15 protein-coding genes are annotated in these 16,831 nt (G+C 64.3%); 1 reads left to right on the top strand and 14 read right to left on the bottom strand.

Features of this window, described 5'->3' with window-relative positions; genetic code table 11:
- Window positions 1–9: 9 nt before the first annotated feature.
- From FPP74_RS07770 to FPP74_RS07705, 14 genes are all read right to left on the bottom strand, one after another.
- A complete protein-coding gene (locus tag FPP74_RS07770; protein ID WP_122084589.1) occupies window positions 10–1,149 on the bottom strand; it encodes a DNA cytosine methyltransferase in 1,140 nt (379 codons plus the stop codon).
- A gap of 76 nt (window positions 1,150–1,225) precedes the next feature.
- On the bottom strand, window positions 1,226–1,939 hold the full coding sequence (locus FPP74_RS07765) for a thioredoxin domain-containing protein (RefSeq protein WP_255456100.1): 714 nt from the start codon (window positions 1,937–1,939) through the stop codon (window positions 1,226–1,228).
- 13 nt (window positions 1,940–1,952) lie between these two features.
- Entirely contained in the window at window positions 1,953–2,321 is a 369-nt protein-coding gene (locus tag FPP74_RS07760) for a DUF2304 domain-containing protein (protein ID WP_095535199.1), read from the bottom strand.
- Window positions 2,318–3,070 carry a glycosyltransferase family 2 protein gene (locus FPP74_RS07755; RefSeq protein ID WP_095547719.1) on the bottom strand — a complete coding sequence of 251 codons (753 nt, stop codon included), beginning with the start codon at window positions 3,068–3,070 and terminating at the stop codon, window positions 2,318–2,320. The genes FPP74_RS07760 and FPP74_RS07755 overlap by 4 nt, the downstream gene beginning before the upstream one ends.
- 88 nt (window positions 3,071–3,158) lie before the next feature.
- Window positions 3,159–4,034, bottom strand: a complete 876-nt coding sequence (locus FPP74_RS07750; RefSeq protein ID WP_239215572.1) for a glycosyltransferase — start codon at window positions 4,032–4,034, stop codon at window positions 3,159–3,161.
- A 6-nt stretch (window positions 4,035–4,040) separates the two neighbouring features.
- Window positions 4,041–4,730, bottom strand: coding sequence for a hypothetical protein (locus FPP74_RS07745; RefSeq protein ID WP_133064815.1), 690 nt, complete (start codon window positions 4,728–4,730; stop codon window positions 4,041–4,043).
- A gap of 102 nt (window positions 4,731–4,832) precedes the next feature.
- Window positions 4,833–5,696, bottom strand: coding sequence for a glucose-1-phosphate thymidylyltransferase RfbA (gene rfbA, locus FPP74_RS07740; protein ID WP_095275165.1), 864 nt, complete (start codon window positions 5,694–5,696; stop codon window positions 4,833–4,835).
- Between the two features lie 50 nt (window positions 5,697–5,746).
- Complete coding sequence (locus FPP74_RS12255; protein ID WP_186439412.1) at window positions 5,747–6,217, bottom strand: hypothetical protein; 471 nt, start codon at window positions 6,215–6,217, stop codon at window positions 5,747–5,749.
- 52 nt (window positions 6,218–6,269) lie between these two features.
- Entirely contained in the window at window positions 6,270–7,592 is a 1,323-nt protein-coding gene (locus tag FPP74_RS07730; protein WP_144717817.1) for a sugar nucleotide-binding protein, read from the bottom strand.
- A gap of 21 nt (window positions 7,593–7,613) precedes the next feature.
- Window positions 7,614–8,594, bottom strand: a complete 981-nt coding sequence (gene rfbB, locus FPP74_RS07725) for a dTDP-glucose 4,6-dehydratase (RefSeq protein ID WP_144717815.1) — start codon at window positions 8,592–8,594, stop codon at window positions 7,614–7,616.
- A gap of 6 nt (window positions 8,595–8,600) precedes the next feature.
- The gene (locus tag FPP74_RS07720) at window positions 8,601–9,791 is read right to left on the bottom strand and encodes a hypothetical protein (RefSeq protein WP_144717813.1); all 1,191 of its coding nucleotides are present in this window, start codon (window positions 9,789–9,791) and stop codon (window positions 8,601–8,603) included.
- On the bottom strand, window positions 9,788–11,866 hold the full coding sequence (locus FPP74_RS07715) for a prolyl oligopeptidase family protein (RefSeq protein WP_144717811.1): 2,079 nt from the start codon (window positions 11,864–11,866) through the stop codon (window positions 9,788–9,790). The genes FPP74_RS07720 and FPP74_RS07715 overlap by 4 nt, the downstream gene beginning before the upstream one ends.
- Window positions 11,867–13,012 carry an alpha/beta hydrolase family protein gene (locus tag FPP74_RS07710; RefSeq protein WP_144717809.1) on the bottom strand — a complete coding sequence of 382 codons (1,146 nt, stop codon included), beginning with the start codon at window positions 13,010–13,012 and terminating at the stop codon, window positions 11,867–11,869.
- 370 nt (window positions 13,013–13,382) lie between these two features.
- Window positions 13,383–15,032 carry an alpha/beta hydrolase family protein gene (locus FPP74_RS07705; RefSeq protein WP_255456098.1) on the bottom strand — a complete coding sequence of 550 codons (1,650 nt, stop codon included), beginning with the start codon at window positions 15,030–15,032 and terminating at the stop codon, window positions 13,383–13,385.
- 177 nt (window positions 15,033–15,209) lie between these two features.
- Here FPP74_RS07705 and lpdA point away from each other — a divergent pair, with 177 nt between their 5' ends.
- Complete coding sequence (gene lpdA, locus FPP74_RS07700) at window positions 15,210–16,673, top strand: dihydrolipoyl dehydrogenase (protein WP_144717807.1); 1,464 nt, start codon at window positions 15,210–15,212, stop codon at window positions 16,671–16,673.
- Window positions 16,674–16,831: the final 158 nt, after the last annotated feature.

The raw sequence follows: 16,831 nt of genomic DNA, 5'->3' as shown, positions 1-16,831 counted from the left end.
TCTGAGTCGTTAGAGTGCGTGCTCACTATATGTACCCCCTCGAGTCTGCAGCGTAAGCGGAACCAGCGCTTCTCGCGAAAGCCAGGACACAACTGGTACAGCTACCGCATCGCCAAAACCGTAATGAATCTGGGACTCTCGTAATCCTCTGAGGTTGTACCACCCGGCCCCCATGAGGCGTGCATACTCCAGGCCGGTCATCCAGCGAACACGAATCCTGCCATCTCCCATGAGCGCTACTGCTTGCTTCGATGAGCCGCCACGTGCCGTACGCAAGCATCCCGCGATGTCTTCCGCGCGCATTTCCCAGGTAGGCACACCGTTTCGCGTCCTCCGGTAAGCAGTGCGAGCGGACAATTCGCGCGCGTTGATGAACCCATCAGCACGCAGCCTTTGCGTCGGTGACATGGAGCGGATAAAGTTGTCGGTTCGCTGGCTGTCCCACCACCGTGGGTCATCATCTGCGAGGTGCTCGATTTCGCTGCTGAGCCCCTCCTTACGCGGAGCGGGAATGGGTGGGAAAGGAAATTTGAAGGTGCGAAAACCATCCTCTTGGTGCACCCACGCCACTGAGTCTGGTCGCAGTGCGGTGTCGTCCTTGCCTCCTTCGAGTGGTCGCTTTGCGCCTATGAGGAAAAGCCTTGGACGGGATTGCGGGACAAACCGGCGTGCATCGATGGTGACGACATCTACTGCGTACCCGAGCCCATTGAATTCCCGGATCGCGGCGCGGAGATCGTCGCCGCCGTGGGAAGACGCGAGGCCGACAACATTCTCCAAGACTGCCACGCTTGGTCCGCGATCCCCCATGCCGCGGAGGACTTTGGTGAAACCGAAGAACGCGGATGATTCCCGACCGCTGATCCCACTTCGTTTTCCAGCAAGTGACAGATCCGTGCAAGGGGAGGAAGACCAGGCTATGTCTGCATGCGGCACTTGGTCGGGGTCCACATCAAACACGTTTTCCAGTGCAAAGTCATCGCCGCCCCACTGGCCCGAGTACATGGCAAATTTATTCTTGTCGTAGTCGTTTGCCCAAACCGTCGAAATTCCAGCATCAGACATCCCGGCTCGCGCGAGGCCGATACCAGCGAAGAACTCGATAGCCGTCGGCTGGCCAGTTGATGGGACGGGATATAAATGAGACATGGGGGACTCCTCGAGGAGCGGTTGAACTTAGGGCTGTCTAGCTTAGCGAAAATCGCATACGAGTTTTTGCTGGCCCCTACGCCCCGGCTTTCTCAAGCTCGGCGTCGATGACCTGGGCAAACTTCTCAAAGGGCAGCGCGCCCTCGAGCACCTGGCCGTTGATGATAAAGGTCGGGGTGGCGGTGACCTCGGACTGCTGGGCGAGCGTGTTCGCCTCCGAAAGCGCCTGGTCGTACTTGTCACTTTCCGCGTCCGAGCGGAACTGCTCGAGGTCCGGCACGCCGGCCTCCTTGGCAAAGCCCGCGAGCTCGTCGAGGGAGAAGTCCGGGTGGCCCTCCACCTTGGAGGCGGCCGCGACGTAGGCCTCCTGGAACTCGAAGAACTTGCCCTGGTCCGCAGCGGCGCGGCCGGCGCGCGCCCCGTTGAGGGCGCCTTGTCCGTTGATGACAAAGTCGTTCATCTCGAAGCGGACCTTGCCGGTGTCCACGTACTGCTTCACAATCTCCGGCATCGTTTGCGCGGCGAAGCGCATGCAGTAGGGGCAGGCCCAGTCGGAGAACTCGGAGATGACGACGGGGGCGTCGACGTCGCCAAGCGCCATGGCGTCGTCGGCCTCGCGGCGAGCAACATCCACCTTCGGGGCCTCTGCCTGGGTAGACTGCTGGGCCGTCTCCGTCGCGGCGGGCGGCGTCGCGGTCTGGTTGCCAATGAGATATCCGCCCACGCCGGTGCCGATGGCGAGCACGGCCGTAAAGGCCCACATCAGGGGCGGGATCTTCGTATCGCTCACGGTAAAACTGCTCCTATTCAGGTTGCGATGCTTGAGGCGCTGCGCCGTACGGATCTTCCGGGCGCACCGCATTCTGCAAGGCTACCGCGCGGGCCAAGCGGGCATAACGTAGCTCCTGTTCGCGGAACCGAGTCCACGTGGAAATGGTGGTGAAGAAGAACGCGAAGATGAGCGCGTACAGCATGAGATCCGTGCCGCGAGACACCCCGAGCCAGTTGGCCAGCACCGTGACGTCGTCGGGGCGCAGGATCGCCCAGATTGCCGCGAAGACGAGCACCACGAAACCGAGCTTGACCCACGCCTTCGCGTTCGCCTTCTTGCGGTGAGTGAAGAAGTAGATGACCAGCACCAGGGTCGCCAGGATGAGGAACAGCTGGATCATGGGAGCCTCCTTGCCACAATGCCGTCCGCGAGGATGTTCACACCGTTGATCAGGGACTGGCCCTTGCTCATGGAGTACTCGGTGTACAGGATGTCCACCGGCTCCTCAGCCACGCGCCACCCCCGCGCATCAATCATGCTGACAATTTCGGAGGCGTGCGACATCCCATTCATGCGGATGTTCATCTCGTGTGCCACTTTGGCATTGAAGGCGCGCAGGCCGTTGTGCGCGTCGGTCAGCCCAAGTCTGCGGGTGCGAGGGGAAAGGAGCACCACCGTTCTCAGCACGAGACGCTTGATCCACGGCACCTGCGTCTCCTCCTGGCCTGCAAAGCGGGTGCCCACGACGATGTCAATCGGCTCGGTGCGCAGCCGGTGGATCATGCGCTTAACGTCTTTGACCTGGTGCTGGCCGTCGGCGTCGAAAGTGACAAAGTACTTCGCGCCGGGCTGAGTACGCGCGTACTCAACACCCGTCTGGATCGCGGCACCCTGGCCAAGGTTCACCGGGTGGTTGACCAGGTGTGCGCCCGCAGCGTGGATCGACTCGGCGGAGTTGTCGTGCGAGCCGTCATTGACCGCCACGATATTGGGAAACGTTTCCCGCGCGTGCTCCAACACGTCCTGGATGACCTGACCCTCGTTGTAGCAGGGGACGATGAGCCAGGTGTCGGTGAAGGACTCGTGCGCGCCCTGTTCGCGCCCTGGGTATTGCGCCGAATGCTTATCGACGCCGCGAGATTGGTTCATAGCGCTCAATACGTTACCGGTCTCGATGGAAAAGTAGGGCGTACACGCGCGTGAGCAGCCTGTGAGGAATAGTCAGCGAAAACGGTGTTCACTTACTTCGATGGAACAGCACGCCATATGCGCGCTGCATGAGGTGTAGTGGGAGCGCGCGGTAGAGGTTTCGGAGGACGAAGTTGAGGCGCGCGCGCACCGGCGAGACTAGGCCATACTGAACCAGCGCGGTTTGAAGTTCTCTTTCAGCCTCGCGTACGTTGTTCGCGGAACGGCGTCTGAACTGGTCTTGATCCACTCGAAAATATGTTAGAGGTTCTGGGAGATTATAAAGTTTCTTCCCCTGCGAGATCATGCGTGCCCATAAATCGTAGTCCTCCATGCCACGTAGATCGCGGTAACCTCCTACGGCAAGTACGTCGGCGGTGCGAAACATTACCGAAGGGTGGTTCATTGGGGAGTTGAGTCGGACGTATTTTGCAATCGCCGAGGGAGATTCCGGCAGTTTTCTAATATTGCCGTGACCCGCTTCGTTGAACTCCCTCATCGAGGAGCCGACTACCGAGATGTCAGGGTGCTTACTGAGGAAACTGAGCTGAGTCTCGATGCGGTGTGGGAAAGCGGCATCGTCCGAGTCAAGGCGTGCGACAAATTCGGTGTCGACTGCACGAAGACCAGCTGCCAGAGCTTTCCCGAGGCCAACATTTTCTTCCAACGGTAGCGTATCGACGTTGTTGAGAAGCGAATGGACGTCCTGGGCGATTGGGCCGTCGAGAACTACGAGAATGCGTTCGGGCGGTCGAGTCTGTGCTTGTAGGCTCTTCAGGGCGAAGGCGAGATCTTCAGCTTTCGTATTTGCGTATACGGACATGAGTACTGTGACTTCGCCTACGCGCAATGACTTGACCTGCTTTTCTTCGAATTGTGAACGTGTGATCTCAGGGCAAATTTCTCTGAAGCCCTGAGATTTCACATCTGGCTAGTTCAAGGTTTTTAAAATACCATTCCCCGACCATGTGTGGCAGAAGTTGACTGCTTTTCTCCAGTCATTTCCTGCGGCGACAGCTGCCCACCTTCCTTGAGCATTGTTGTATAGGTCCATTTCCTTCTCAGCTTGCGGACCGGTTGTGAACTTCTCGTGATTAGTCCCAATCAGTTTCGCTGCATTTTCTCCGAGATCGATTGTCATTGATGCGCTCCACCAGCAGTGACGCCAGGCGTCTCCTCTTCCGTTGTGTGAGGAAGTCGGATAGAAGCGAATAGCTTCGTCGGAAGCGTGATCGGCGAGTTGCTTTGCTTTGTAGCATTTGGACGCGCCTAGCGTGATGCCGCATTGAGCAATCTCAGCAGCACTTAAAACGGTTCGGCTGTAGGCTGATCGCGTTTGTGCGTTTGGGTGCGCAAGGGCGGCTGCATCTTCAAGCTCCGCTGTGACTGCGAGTTTGGTTTCCAGACTGAGGTTGTCGAATTCCTGCCAAAATTCCTCTTCGGAAAGAGTGCGATTTTGTTCGATGAAGGCTTTCGCATCAGCTTCTGCTGTCGGAGTGATTCGGCTTCGGTCAACGCTGCTAAAACCTTCGGTATCAAGCTCCTGGGTATCCGCGTGGGCGAGAGGTGTTAAGCCTAGGGTAAGTGCGAGCATTGCTGCTGCGGTGATTTTTGCCAACATGGCATCTCCTTGGTGTTGGGGGAGGGGGGACCGCGGTGGTTTTCCGGGTAAAAGAATTGTACCAAAAATTAGAGCGGGAAAATGACTTTCCCGTGACTTCTCCTAGTCCCGCGCTGCGTCCAACAAGTAGCGCCCGTAACCCGATTTCAGCGTGGCGCGGCCGAGGGCCTCGAGCGCGTCGCGGGAGATGAACCCCTCCCGGTAGGCGGCCACCTCGGGCGAGCCGATGATGGTGCCGGTGCGCTTCTGCATGACCTCCACGTACGCGCTAGCCTCGCTCATAGAATCAATGGTGCCGGTGTCTAGCCACACGTCCCCGCGGTGCAGGCGGTGGACCTTCAACGCGCCTTCGCGCAGGTAGGCCTCGTTCACGCTGGTGATTTCCAGCTCGCCGCGCGCGCTCGGCGTGATCTGTTTGGCAATCTCCACCACCTTGCTGTCGTAGAAGTACAGGCCCACGACGGCGAAGTTGGACTTCGGTGTTTCCGGCTTTTCCTCGATGGACAGGGCGGTGCCTGCCGCATCGAACTCGACGACACCGTAGCGCTGCGGGTCCGAGACCTCGTAGGCGAAGATGGCACCGCCGTCCACGTCGCGGGTCTCGCCAAGAATCCGGGTGAGCTGCGTGCCCTCGAAGATGTTATCCCCCAGCACGAGTGCGACCGAGTCGTCGCCGATGAAATCCTCCCCGATGATGAAGGCCTGCGCGAGCCCATCCGGGGAGGGCTGGACTGCGTAGTTGAGCATGACTCCGAAGCGTGAGCCGTCGCCAAGCAAACGCTTGAACGCGCCCGCGTCCTCCGGGGTGGTGATGATGAGGATGTCGCGGATACCTGCGCTGATCAGCGTGGTCAGCGGGTAGTAGATCATCGGCTTGTCATAAATGGGCATGAGCTGCTTCGAAATGCCCTGCGTGATCGGGTACAGGCGCGTGCCGGACCCGCCGGCCAGAATGATGCCTCGCATGCGTCCCAGACTAGCCGGTCACACGACGTCCACCCGCGCTGATGTCGCGTTTACTCCTGTGCCATTTCCTTCATGAAGTCTTCGAAGGTGTAGCGGCCGGCGGCGATCTCGCGCACATCAAACTTCACTGCCAGGCCCAGCACCGTGGTGAGGACGCCCAGCACGAGCAACGCGATCTGCGGCTTGCTGATCTTGGAGAAATCGCCGCTGGACATCGCCTGCAGGATGTCCGGGGCGGAGGGCGCGGCCGTCGACGTGGTGGTGGTCGGCGTGATCGTGGGGGTGGTGGTGACCGTGACCGTCGGGGTGGTCACGGTGGTGGCACTCGGGGTGGCGGTCGGCGTTGCCGTTGCGGTGGTGGTCCCGGTTGCCGTTGCCGTCGGAGTGGCAGACGTCATCCCCGTCGTTCCCGTCGGTTCTGTCTGCGCAGCGTGTGCCGGGACCACAAGGCCCGCGGCGCCTAGGACGGCGACGGTGGCCAACGCGACGGACTGCGTGCGAGACATCTGCGTGCGAGACATGGTGGAGCTCCTTTTACGGTTTCCTCAGGCAAAGCAAGTTCAGCGTCTAAACCTACTGCATCGCAAGGTGCAGGGCGAGTGCTGCTCGCCAATTGGTTGGCGTGAATCCGGTCGCCTTGATCTTGTCCAGGCTTAGCGTGGACTCCGCCGGACGGCGCGCCTCCGGTCCGTTGAGCTCGGCGTACTGCGCCGTGGTCACCGGGTGTACCTCGGAGGGGCCGTGGCCGACGCCAATGAACACGGCCATGGCGATCTCGTCGCGGCCCACCGCGTCCCCGTCCGAGGTCAGGTTGTACACCCCGTACTCGGCCCGGGTGCGAAGCAGGTGCGCGATGCCCTTGGCCAGGTCCTCGGCGTACGTGGGGCGGCCGCGCTGGTCCATGATCACCTTCGGCTCCACCCCGCGCGCGGCAAGACCTGCCATCGTGGACATGAAGTTGTTGCCGTCGCCGAAGACCCAGGCGGTGCGCACCACGTAGTGCTTGCGCGCCACCTGCGCCGCAGTATCGCCCGCGGCCTTCGACGCCCCGTAGGCCGACAGCGGGGAGGGGATCTCCGCCTCGTCGTGGACCTCGCGGGTGCCGTCGAAGATGTAGTCGCTGGACACGTGCACCAGCGTCAGGTCGTGTTCGTTGCAGATCGCCGCCAAGCGCGCCGGGGCCTCGGCGTTGACCGCCCACGCGGTCGCCCGGTCGCTCTCTGCGCCGTTGACGTCGTTGTACGCGGCGCAGTTGATCACGGCCCAGTACTGGGAGAAGTCCAGGTCTGGCATGTCGGTGAGGTCGAACTCGGCGTGGGTGAAAAAGTCGGCCTCATCCTCGCCGTACACCTGCCTGAGCGCCCGGCCCAGCTGGCCGTTCGCGCCGGTGACGAGGATTTTGCGGGGTGGGACTGGCGTGGCGTCGGCAAGCATCGGGTGCTTCGTGTCTGCCTCCGAAAGCTCGGTGGGCTCGAGCGGCCACTCGACCTCCTTGTACGAGCAAAACGCGTACGCTCCGTCCGGGTTGTAGCGCTGATTGACCAGGTAGATGTAGGTCGTGGCATCCTCGAGCGCCTGGAAGCCGTTGGCCACGCCGCGTGGGACGAACACCGCGATGTCCGGGGTGATCTCCAACCCGAACGTTTTGCCGTAGGTGAACGAGCCCTCGCGCATGTCCACCCACGCGGCGTAGACGCGGCCCGAGGCCACCGAGATCCACTTGTCCCACGGCTCGGCGTGCATCCCGCGGGTGGCGCCGCGCCGGGCGTTGAAGCTCACGTTCTGCTGCGCGGGCACGAGCGCCTGGCCGGCCCAGTTCTCCTTGAACCAGCCGCGATTGTCCTTGTGGACGGTCAGCCGTTCAACCTTAAGGCCTTGAATCGGGGTCTCACACATGCTCGCCAGTGTAGAGCCTGCCTACTGGCCGCGCGCCGCGTAGCCCGCCTCCACCGCGTCCTTGCCCGCGGCCCACCAGGACTCGTGATCGCGGTACCAGGCAATCGTCTGCTCCAGGCCCGCGCGCAGATCCGTGTAGCGCGGCTGCCAGCCCAGCTCGCGGCGCAGCTTCGTCGCGTCCATGGTGTAGCGCTGGTCGTGGCCGGGGCGGTCCGCGACGTGCTCGTAGGTGCCGCCCATCAGCTCGCAGATGTCCTCGATGACCTGCTTGTTGGTCACGTGCGCGCCGCCGGCCCCGATGTTGTAGGTCTGGCCCAGCTCGCCGCGCTCCAGGATGGTGAGCACCGCGTCGTTGTGGTCGTCCACGTGGATCCAGTCGCGCACCTGCGCGCCCGTTCCGTACAGTTTCGCGGGCTCGCCGCGCAACAGGTTGGTGATCTGCCGGGGGATGAACTTCTCCACGTGCTGGTAGGGGCCGTAATTGTTAGAGCAGTTGGAGATGGTCGCCGGGATGCCAAAGGAGCGGACCCACGCGCGCACCAGGTGGTCCGATCCCGCTTTTGTTGCCGAGTAGGGCGAGGACGGGTTGTACGGCGTTGTCTCCGTAAACGCGTCCGTGCCGCCGAGGGCGAGGTCGCCGAAGACCTCGTCGGTGGAAATGTGGTGCAGCCGCGCGCCGTGCTCGCGCACCGCCTCGAGCAGCGTGTACGTGCCCACCAGGTTCGTCTGGATAAACGCCGAGGGGTCGCGCAGCGAGTTGTCGTTGTGCGATTCCGCCGCGAAGTGCACCACGGTGTCGGCGCGTGCGACGAGGCGGTTGACCAGTGGGGCGTCGGCGACGTCGCCAAGCACGAGCTCCACGTCGCACCCGGCGAGGCTGTCCCGATTGCCCGCGTAGGTGAGCTTGTCCAGCACCACAATCCTGTCCATCCTGCTGAGCGCCATGCGCACGAAGTTGGACCCGATGAACCCGGCACCGCCGGTGACCAGCATTGTTCCCATAGGGAACTACCTTAGCGCGCGCCGCAGCCCCGCCACATGCACCAGCGCGCCGGCCAGGGGGCCTGCGAAGAGGGCAATGCTTATCGACGCCACCGTCCCCCCTCCCTCAGCACCTACCGGCGCCGCGAACAAAATCCCAAACGCCACCGCCGTGGCCGTAATCCACCCGGCGACGTACCAGCCGTGGCGCTCCAGGGCGAGCACCGCAACACCGGTGATCATGAGCGCGCCCATGAACGCGGACGCGAAGGTGAGCACGCCCAGCGACACCCCGCCCATCGCGTACTCCGGCGAGAACGCGACGCGCAGGATGAGCGGGCCGACCGCCCACGCGGCGACGAACCCCACCGCGCCGAGGCCCAGGACCGCGCCAATTGGCATGGCCAGCGCCGTGTAGATCCGGTCGCGGTGCTCCACAAACCGGACCACCAGGGCCGACTGGAAACGCTGCAGCGGCACGAGCACGGGCGCCCTGGTGAGGATCACGGCGTTGATCACCGCCGCCACCGGCGCGCCGGGAAACGCCGCGTTGATCACGGCGGGGAAGCCGGTGATTAGCGCCGCCGACGCCCCGGAGGCCACCATGGCGGTCACCATGCGGCGTACGAACAGGCCGCTGTCCACGTCCACCGGCACCTGCAGGTGCTCCCGGCGCAGCAGGGTGAGCCAGCTCGCCGCGCCGATCACGGTGATGAGCAGGAAGACCGGCAGGCCCCACCCGGCGGCCCACGCCACCACGGCGAGGACCAGGCGCATGCCCGAGTCCAGGGCGAAGAGGGCGGCGTAGCGGTCCCACAGGTGTGAGCCGGACAGGACGCCCGCCAGTACCGCCTGGAATACGTAGCTGATCAGGCCGATGGTGAGCAGGGCGGTGGCGGTGCCCGGGGACTGCGGTACGACGGTGCCCATGAGCAGAGCACCGCCGACCGCGACGACGACGAGGACCACCGCCGCGAGCCGGGCGCCGATGCGCCACGGGTTAGCCGCGCCGCGCTTGCCGGTCTCGGCGGCGGAGGCGACGGCGCGGGTGGTTTCGTGCGTGATGCCGTCGACAAGCCCGGCGCCCGCGAAGAAGACGCTCCAGAACGCGGCGAAGTACCGGTAGCCCGTCTCCGGGTCCAGGGCGCGGGCGGCGACCCAGAGCACGACGAAGCCGCTGATGGCCGCGAAGATGGTGGCCAGCGTCAGGTTTTTCACTGCGTGCGCTCCGCCGTGGTTGCGTCGCCGATCTGGCGTTCCAGCCAGGTGTAGATCATGGCCTCCACGCGCGCCACCTGCTCGTTGTCGGCTGCGCCCGCGTGCCCGCCGGCGGTGTTTTCAAAGTAGTCGACCGGCTGGCCGGCTTCCCACAGCGCGAGCGCGAAGGTGCGCGCGTGGGCGGGGTGGACGCGGTCGTCGCGGGTGGACGTGGTTACCAGGGCCGGCGGGTAGGCGGGGGCGCTGGCCACGTTGTGCAGCGGCGACCACGTCTCAATGAAGGCGCGCTCGGCAGGGTCGTCCGGGTCCCCGTACTCCGCCATCCACGACGCCCCGGCGGAGAGCGTGTGGTAGCGCAGCATGTCCGTGAGCGGGACCTGTACCACGGCGGCGCCGAAGCGGTCCGGGTACTGGGTGAGCGCACCGGAGGTGAGCAACCCGCCATTGGAGCCGCCGCGGATGGCAATGCGCTCGGGCGTGGCGTAGCCGCGCGCGACGATGTCCTCCAGCACGGCGCGGTGGTCCTCCCACACCTTGTGCCGGTTCGCCTTCACCGCCTGCGAGTGCCAGCTGGGGCCGAACTCGCCGCCGCCGCGCAGGTTGGGCTGAACGGAGAAGTAGCCCTTGGACAGCCAGGCGATGCCGCGCACGTTGGAAAACGACGGCGTAAGCGAGACCTCGAAGCCGCCGTAGCCGCCCACCAGCGTCGGGCGCGGGCCGCGCGAGAAGTCGCCGGTGATGTAGTAGGGGATCCGGGTGCCGTCGGCGGAGGTCGCCCAGTGCTGGCGGGTTTCCAGCCCTGCGGTGTCCGAAAGGTCAAAGAGGGCGGGGGCGTGCTTGGCCGCGTTGGGGTGATCGGGCGCGGTGGCGTCGAGAAGCGAAAGCGTGCTCGGAGTGGTGAAGCTGGAGGTGTTGAGCCATACCTCATCGCCGTCGAGCGGGCTGGTGGCCACGATGTGCGCGGCCGAGGCCGGCGGGAGCGGGACGTCGGTGCGCTCCCAGGTGCCGAGGGCGATGCGCTCGATGCGGGTGGACACGTTGTCGAGCGTGGTGACGAAGGCGTAGTTGGCGGTCAGCGAGAGGTCTTCAACCGCGCTTGAGTCGGACAAGTCGGACAGGACGCGGAAGTCGCGCTCGCCCGCGAGGAAGCGCTCCAGGTCGGTGACGGCGAGCGCGCCGGCCGGGATCGTTGCGCCCTCCGGCTGGTAGTCGATGCGCGGGATGATGAACAGCCACTGCTTGTAGGGCACCGCGCTGCAGTCCAGCGGCAGGTCCAGCTCCTGGCCGTCGACCCAGGTCCGGGACGTGTAGAAATCCAGGGCGCGGGTGATCACGGTGCGCTCGTAGCCGGGAGTGGGGTCGTAGGAGGCGCCGACGGCGACGTCGCTTACCTCGCCGCGGAAGATCTCCTCCGCCTGCGCGAGCGGCGTGCCGCGGTGCCAGCGGCGAACCTGCGCGGGGTAGCCGGAGTGGGTGAGCGAGTCCTCGCCCAGGTCCGTGCCCACCAGGAGCGTGTCGCGGTCGACCCAGCTCACATCGGTCTTGGCCTCATTGATGCGGAAACCGTCGGCGACAAAGGCGCGGGTGTGCAGGTCAAACTCGCGGATGGTCACCGCGTCGGCGCCGCCCCGCGACAGCCGCAGCAGCGCTCGGTCCTGCGTCAGCGGCAGCACGGTCGCGCCCTTCCAGACCCAGTCCTCGCCCTCTGCGCGGGCAAGCGTATCCACGCTCACCAGTTCCTCCCACTCCGTTTCCGGAGCCAGGAACTCGGGCAAGGTGGTGCGGCGCCACACGCCGCGGGGGCGCGAGGCGTCGCGCCAGAAGTTGTAGAGGAAATCGCCGCGGCGCAGCACGTAGGGGATGCGCGCGTCGGTGTCCAGGGCGGCGCGGATGTCGCTGCGGAGGCGCGCAGCCTCCTCGGCGAGCGGGCTGCCGGGCGCGGTCAGCGAGGCCTCGGTGTCGGCGGACCACGCGTTGGCCCACGCCAGCGCCTCATCTCCGGTGATCTGGTCGAGCAGCGCTGGGTCGATCGCTCTGCTGCGGGGCTGATTGCTCTGCTTGCTCTGCGGGTGCATCTACATCCCAAACGCAGGGGCGATGGTGGTGAACCATGCCTGCTGGATGTCGTCCTGCCAGTATCCCCAGGAGTGCGTGCCAGCGTTGCGGAACTCATAGTGCGCCGGGATGTTCAGCCCGTCGAGCTTTGCGCGCAGGTCGTGGTTGCACTGGTTGATGGCGGCCTCGATCGCGCCACCCTCGACCTGCAACGTGGTGGCGGCGACACCCGCCGCGATCTCCGGCACGCCGGCCTCGCCCACTAGGTAGCTGACCTGGTCCTTCCGGCCAGCCAGGCCGGTGGAGGAGGAGATGTAGAGCTTGGTGCCGCGCAGGCGCTCGGCGTTGGCCAGCCCGTCGTTCCACACGTTGTTCGGGCTGCCCATCGGGCCCCACATCTGCTCCGGGGTAATCTCCTGGTAGTTCGGGATGTTCGCCGCGCGGTTGACGGTCACGCGCCCGTAGTTGTATCCGTGCGGGGAGGCGGTGGCGGCGCAGCCGGAGAACGAGGCGGCGGCGTCGTAAAAGCCCGGGCGGTGCTCCGGCAGCACGAGCGCGCTCGTGCCGGACATTGAGAAGCCGACGATGGCGCGGCGGTTGTCCGCGTTGAGCGTGCGCTCCATCGGGCCGGGCAGCTCCTGGGTGAGGAACGTCTCCCACTTCTGTGGCCCGCGGACGTAGCGCCCCTGCGGGTTTTGGTCTACCCAGTCGGTGTAGTACGAGAACGCGCCCGCCTGCGGGATGACTACGTTGACGCCCTTGCCCGCAAAGAACTCGCGGGTGGTAAAGGACTTCAGCCAATCCTGGTCCTGCTCCGCGCCGCCTGCGCCGTTGAGCAGGTAAATGATCGGTGCGTTGGGCACGCGCTGCCCGGCGGCATTGGTTGCCGGGATCACCGCGACCGGGATGTCACGCCGCATGGAAGGCGAGTACACCTGGTACGACAGCACGTTCTTGTGGTCTACCTGCTGGGTCCACGACTGCGGACGGTTCGTGTTCAGCGCCAGCGGCGGGTTGGACCGCGCGTCCCACGCCTTGACGGTGCCCACCGGGGTCTGCCCCGCGACCTGGGCGGCGGTGACGGTGGCAGCGTCCGCCGCCGGAGTCATTCCGCAGGCCAGAGCGATTGTCGACGCCGCGGCAACCACGGCTCCCTTCAAGTTCATCAGTCCAGCATTCCTTTTCCAGGTTGTCTTGGGAGTAACAGAGAGAAGCGGGAGTGCCCACTGTTTCAGATATTGCCGAGTGCTCATCTTACGTTACTCATGGGGCAATTGAGGTTACAGTGTGCGACAATAGGCCGCACAGTTTGTAACAGCGGTGACAGAAAACGAGGTTTTTCACATGAACGGATTGGAAACCATCCAGGTCCAGATCAACGAGGCGCTCGGCCAGATCCTCAACTTTGGCTCGTCGACCTCCTCCACCATCGCCTACGGCCTGGGGCTGTTCTAAGCCGCACGGTTGTGGCCCAATAGCTTGAGGGCTGGCTTGCACTCGGTGCAAGCCAGCCCTCAAATCGTTTCCGGCGGGCGACTAGTTGGCGTCGGCCGTGGTGGTCTCCGTCGGTGCTGCGGTTTCCGTTGCCTCATCCGTCGCGGTGGCGTCGGCGGACTCGGAAGACTCAGCGGCAGTGGTCGTTTCAGTCGGCTCAGTTGAGGTCGGTGCGGTCAGCTCGGTCGGCTTCTCGGGGGCCGCCGGGGTGTCCTTCTCGGTCGTGGTCTCCGGCTCGTCCGGGAGCAGCGCCGGGCGGATCACGGTTGCCCAGGACTCGCGCATGTCCTCCAGCCAGGACGGCCAGGAGTGGGTGCCGGTCGCACGGAAGTTGTAGTGCGCCGGGATGCCCTTGGCGTCCAGCTTGGCGCGCAGGTCGTGGGTGCAGGCGTTCATCGCGCCCTCGATCACGCCGCCCTCGACCAGGAGGGTGAGGTGGTTAGAAAAAGCGCGGCTGGATTCCAGGTTGCGTTGGTTCTTCAGGTAGCCGATGGTGTCGGTCTCGCTAACCAGGCCAGTGCCGCTGGAAATGTACAGGTCCGTGCCCTTGAGGTACTCCGCCATGACGAGCGCGTCGTTGTAGCGGTTGTACTCGGAGCCCATCGGGCCCCACAGCTGATCCGGGGTCAGGCCGCCGCCGCGATTCACCGTCAGGCCGACGAAGAACCAGGGGAGCGGGCGGGAGGTCGCGGCGCAGCCGGAGAAGGAGCCCACCGCCTTGTAGAAGCCCGGGTTGTGCTCCGCGAGCAGGAGCGAGGAGGTGGCGGACATAGAGAAACCGGAGACCGCGCGGCGGTCGTTGGTGGTGTCCATGTACGGCTCGATGGACTGTGGCAGCTCCTTGGCCAGGAAGGTGGACCACAGCTGCTTGCCGTTCATGTAGCGGTTCTTGTCCGGCTCGGTGAGCCAGTCCACGTAGTAGGAGAAGGCGCCCTCCATCGGGATGACCACGTTGACGGGCTCGTGGCCCAGGGTGCGGTCGAGGGTGCCGCCGGCTTGGGCGATCCAGTCCGTGTCCTGCTCGGAGCCGCCGGCGCCGTTGAGCAGGTAGTAGGTCGGCGCGTCTTTGATGTAGTTGCCCTGGTCGTCGGTCGCGCGGATGATCGCGACCGGGATGTCGCGCTCCATGGAGGGGGAGTAGACCTCGACGGCCTCGCCGCCGTCGAAAAGCTTGATCTTGTCCACCCACTCCTGCGTGCCGCCGGTGGCGGCGGGCAGGGAGCGGGTGAGCGGCTTGACGGTACCCGCGGAGGTGGCGCGTTCCTCCTGCATGTTGTTCAACTTGTCGGGGTCGGTTTCGGGGCCGGACAGGACATCGTCGATAAGCGCGCCGACCTCGCCCTCGTCCCCGGTCGGGTTGGAAGCGCCGCCGCCGTTGGCATCGGTGAGCTCGCTGTCGGATTCCTTAGCGTCCGGCTCGGCGTCCGAAGTCGGCTCGCTCGGCGCAGAAGACGCAGAAGGCGCAGAAGGCGCAGAAGATTCAGAGGAATCAGTGGTCTCTGCCGGCGCAGTAGATTCGGTGGATTCCGTCGTCTCCGGCACGGTCGCGGAGGTGGTGGATTGTGCGGCGGCGATCTGCGCGGGCTGGGTGCCTTCCTCGCTGTCGGCGCTGAGGTGGATACCTGCCGGGACCGCGGCTGCGGCGATGGCAACTGCGGCGACGGCGGCGAGTGCGGGGCGCGTGAACTTCACGGTGGCTCGCTTTCCTAGTTAGCTGTGTAAACGGTGTGAACAAACGGGAGGGCTCGTCGTTGCTTCCGTATATATTGCCAGACGGTCGTCACGTTACAGGAGCGAAACCGGAGTACAGGGTGTTTCGGGGTGCTCGGTACCCACATTCGGGCGCTGTACGGCACTCGCGGAAGCGCGATGTGGGGGAATGCATACCCAAAGTTGGGGAATGCACGTATCCTGTGTGGCGTGAGTAAAGAACATTTTGACGTTGTTGTCCTCGGCGCGGGCCCCGGTGGGTACGTTGCCGCCATCCGTGCAGCTCAGCTGGGTAAGAAGGTTGCAGTTGTAGAGAAGCAGTACTGGGGCGGTGTCTGCCTCAACGTGGGCTGCATCCCGTCCAAGGCGTTAATTAAGAACGCTGAGGTTGCAGAGATTTTCAACCACGATGCCAAGACGTTCGGCATTAAGGGTGACGTGGAGTTCGATTACTCGGACGCCCACAAGCGCTCCCGCCAGGTCTCCGAGAAGATCGTCGGTGGCGTGCACTACCTGATGAAGAAGAACAAGATCACCGAGATCAACGGCCTCGGCTCCTTCACCGACGCGAACACGATCGAGATCACCGAGGGTGACGACAAGGGTAAGACCGTCACCTTCGACGACTGCATTATCGCCACTGGCTCCGTCGTGCGCACGCTCCCGGGCATCGAGCTGTCCGAGAACGTCGTCTCCTACGAGGAGCAGATCCTCAACCCCGAGGCCCCGAAGAAGATGGTCATCGTGGGCGCCGGCGCGATCGGCATGGAGTTCGCCTACGTGCTGTCCAACTACGGCGTCGACGTGACGGTTGTGGAGTACATGGACCGCGTCCTGCCCAACGAGGACAAGGACGTGTCCAAGGAGATTGCGAAGAAGTACAAGAAGCTCGGCGTGAAGCTGCTGACCGGCCACGCCACCACCGCTGTGCGCGACAACGGCTCCGAGGTGGAGGTGGACATTCAGAAGAATGGCACCGACAAGACTGAGACGCTCACCGTGGACCGCGTGATGATCTCCGTCGGCTTCGCGCCGCGCACCGAGGGCTACGGCCTGGAGAACACGGGTGTCGAGCTGACCGAGCGTGGCGCCATTGCTATCGACGACCGCATGCGCACCAACGTCGAGCACATCTACGCCATCGGCGACGTCACCGCGAAGCTGCAGCTCGCCCACGTCGCGGAGGCCCAGGGCATCATCGCCGCGGAGACGATCGCTGGCGCGGAGACCCTGGAGATCGAGGACTACATGATGACCCCGCGCGCGACCTTCTGTAACCCGCAGGTTGCGTCCATGGGTTACACCGAGGAGCAGGCCAAGGAGAAGTGGCCGGACCGCGACATCAAGGTTGCCACCTTCCCGTTCTCCGCAAACGGCAAGGCAGTGGGCTTGGCGGAGACCGCTGGCTTTGGCAAGCTCGTCGCGGACGCCGAGTTCGGCGAGATCCTCGGTGCGCACCTGGTTGGCCCGAACGTGTCTGAGCTGCTGCCGGAGATCACCCTGGCGCAGCGCTTTGACCTCACCGCTGGTGAGATCGCACGCAACATCCACATCCACCCGACGCTGTCCGAGGTGCTCAAGGAAGTTGCCCACGGCGTCGAAGGGCACATGATCAACCTGTAGGCAGTTGCTTGTCGACGCCACCGTCGACCCACCCCAAGCGCCCCGGTTATCGCCGGGGCGCTTTTTGTGTGCCACGGGGGCGTCGAAAAGCGAAGGCTCAACCTGGAGTTGAAACAAAGGGCGAACTTACCAACGAAAGGTTGACACATTAAGGGGTG

Origin of the sequence: Corynebacterium sp. NML180780 (assembly GCF_007786415.1) — a bacterium.
GTDB lineage: Bacteria > Actinomycetota > Actinomycetes > Mycobacteriales > Mycobacteriaceae > Corynebacterium > Corynebacterium gottingense.
This window is presented reverse-complemented; position numbering and strand designations above follow the sequence as displayed.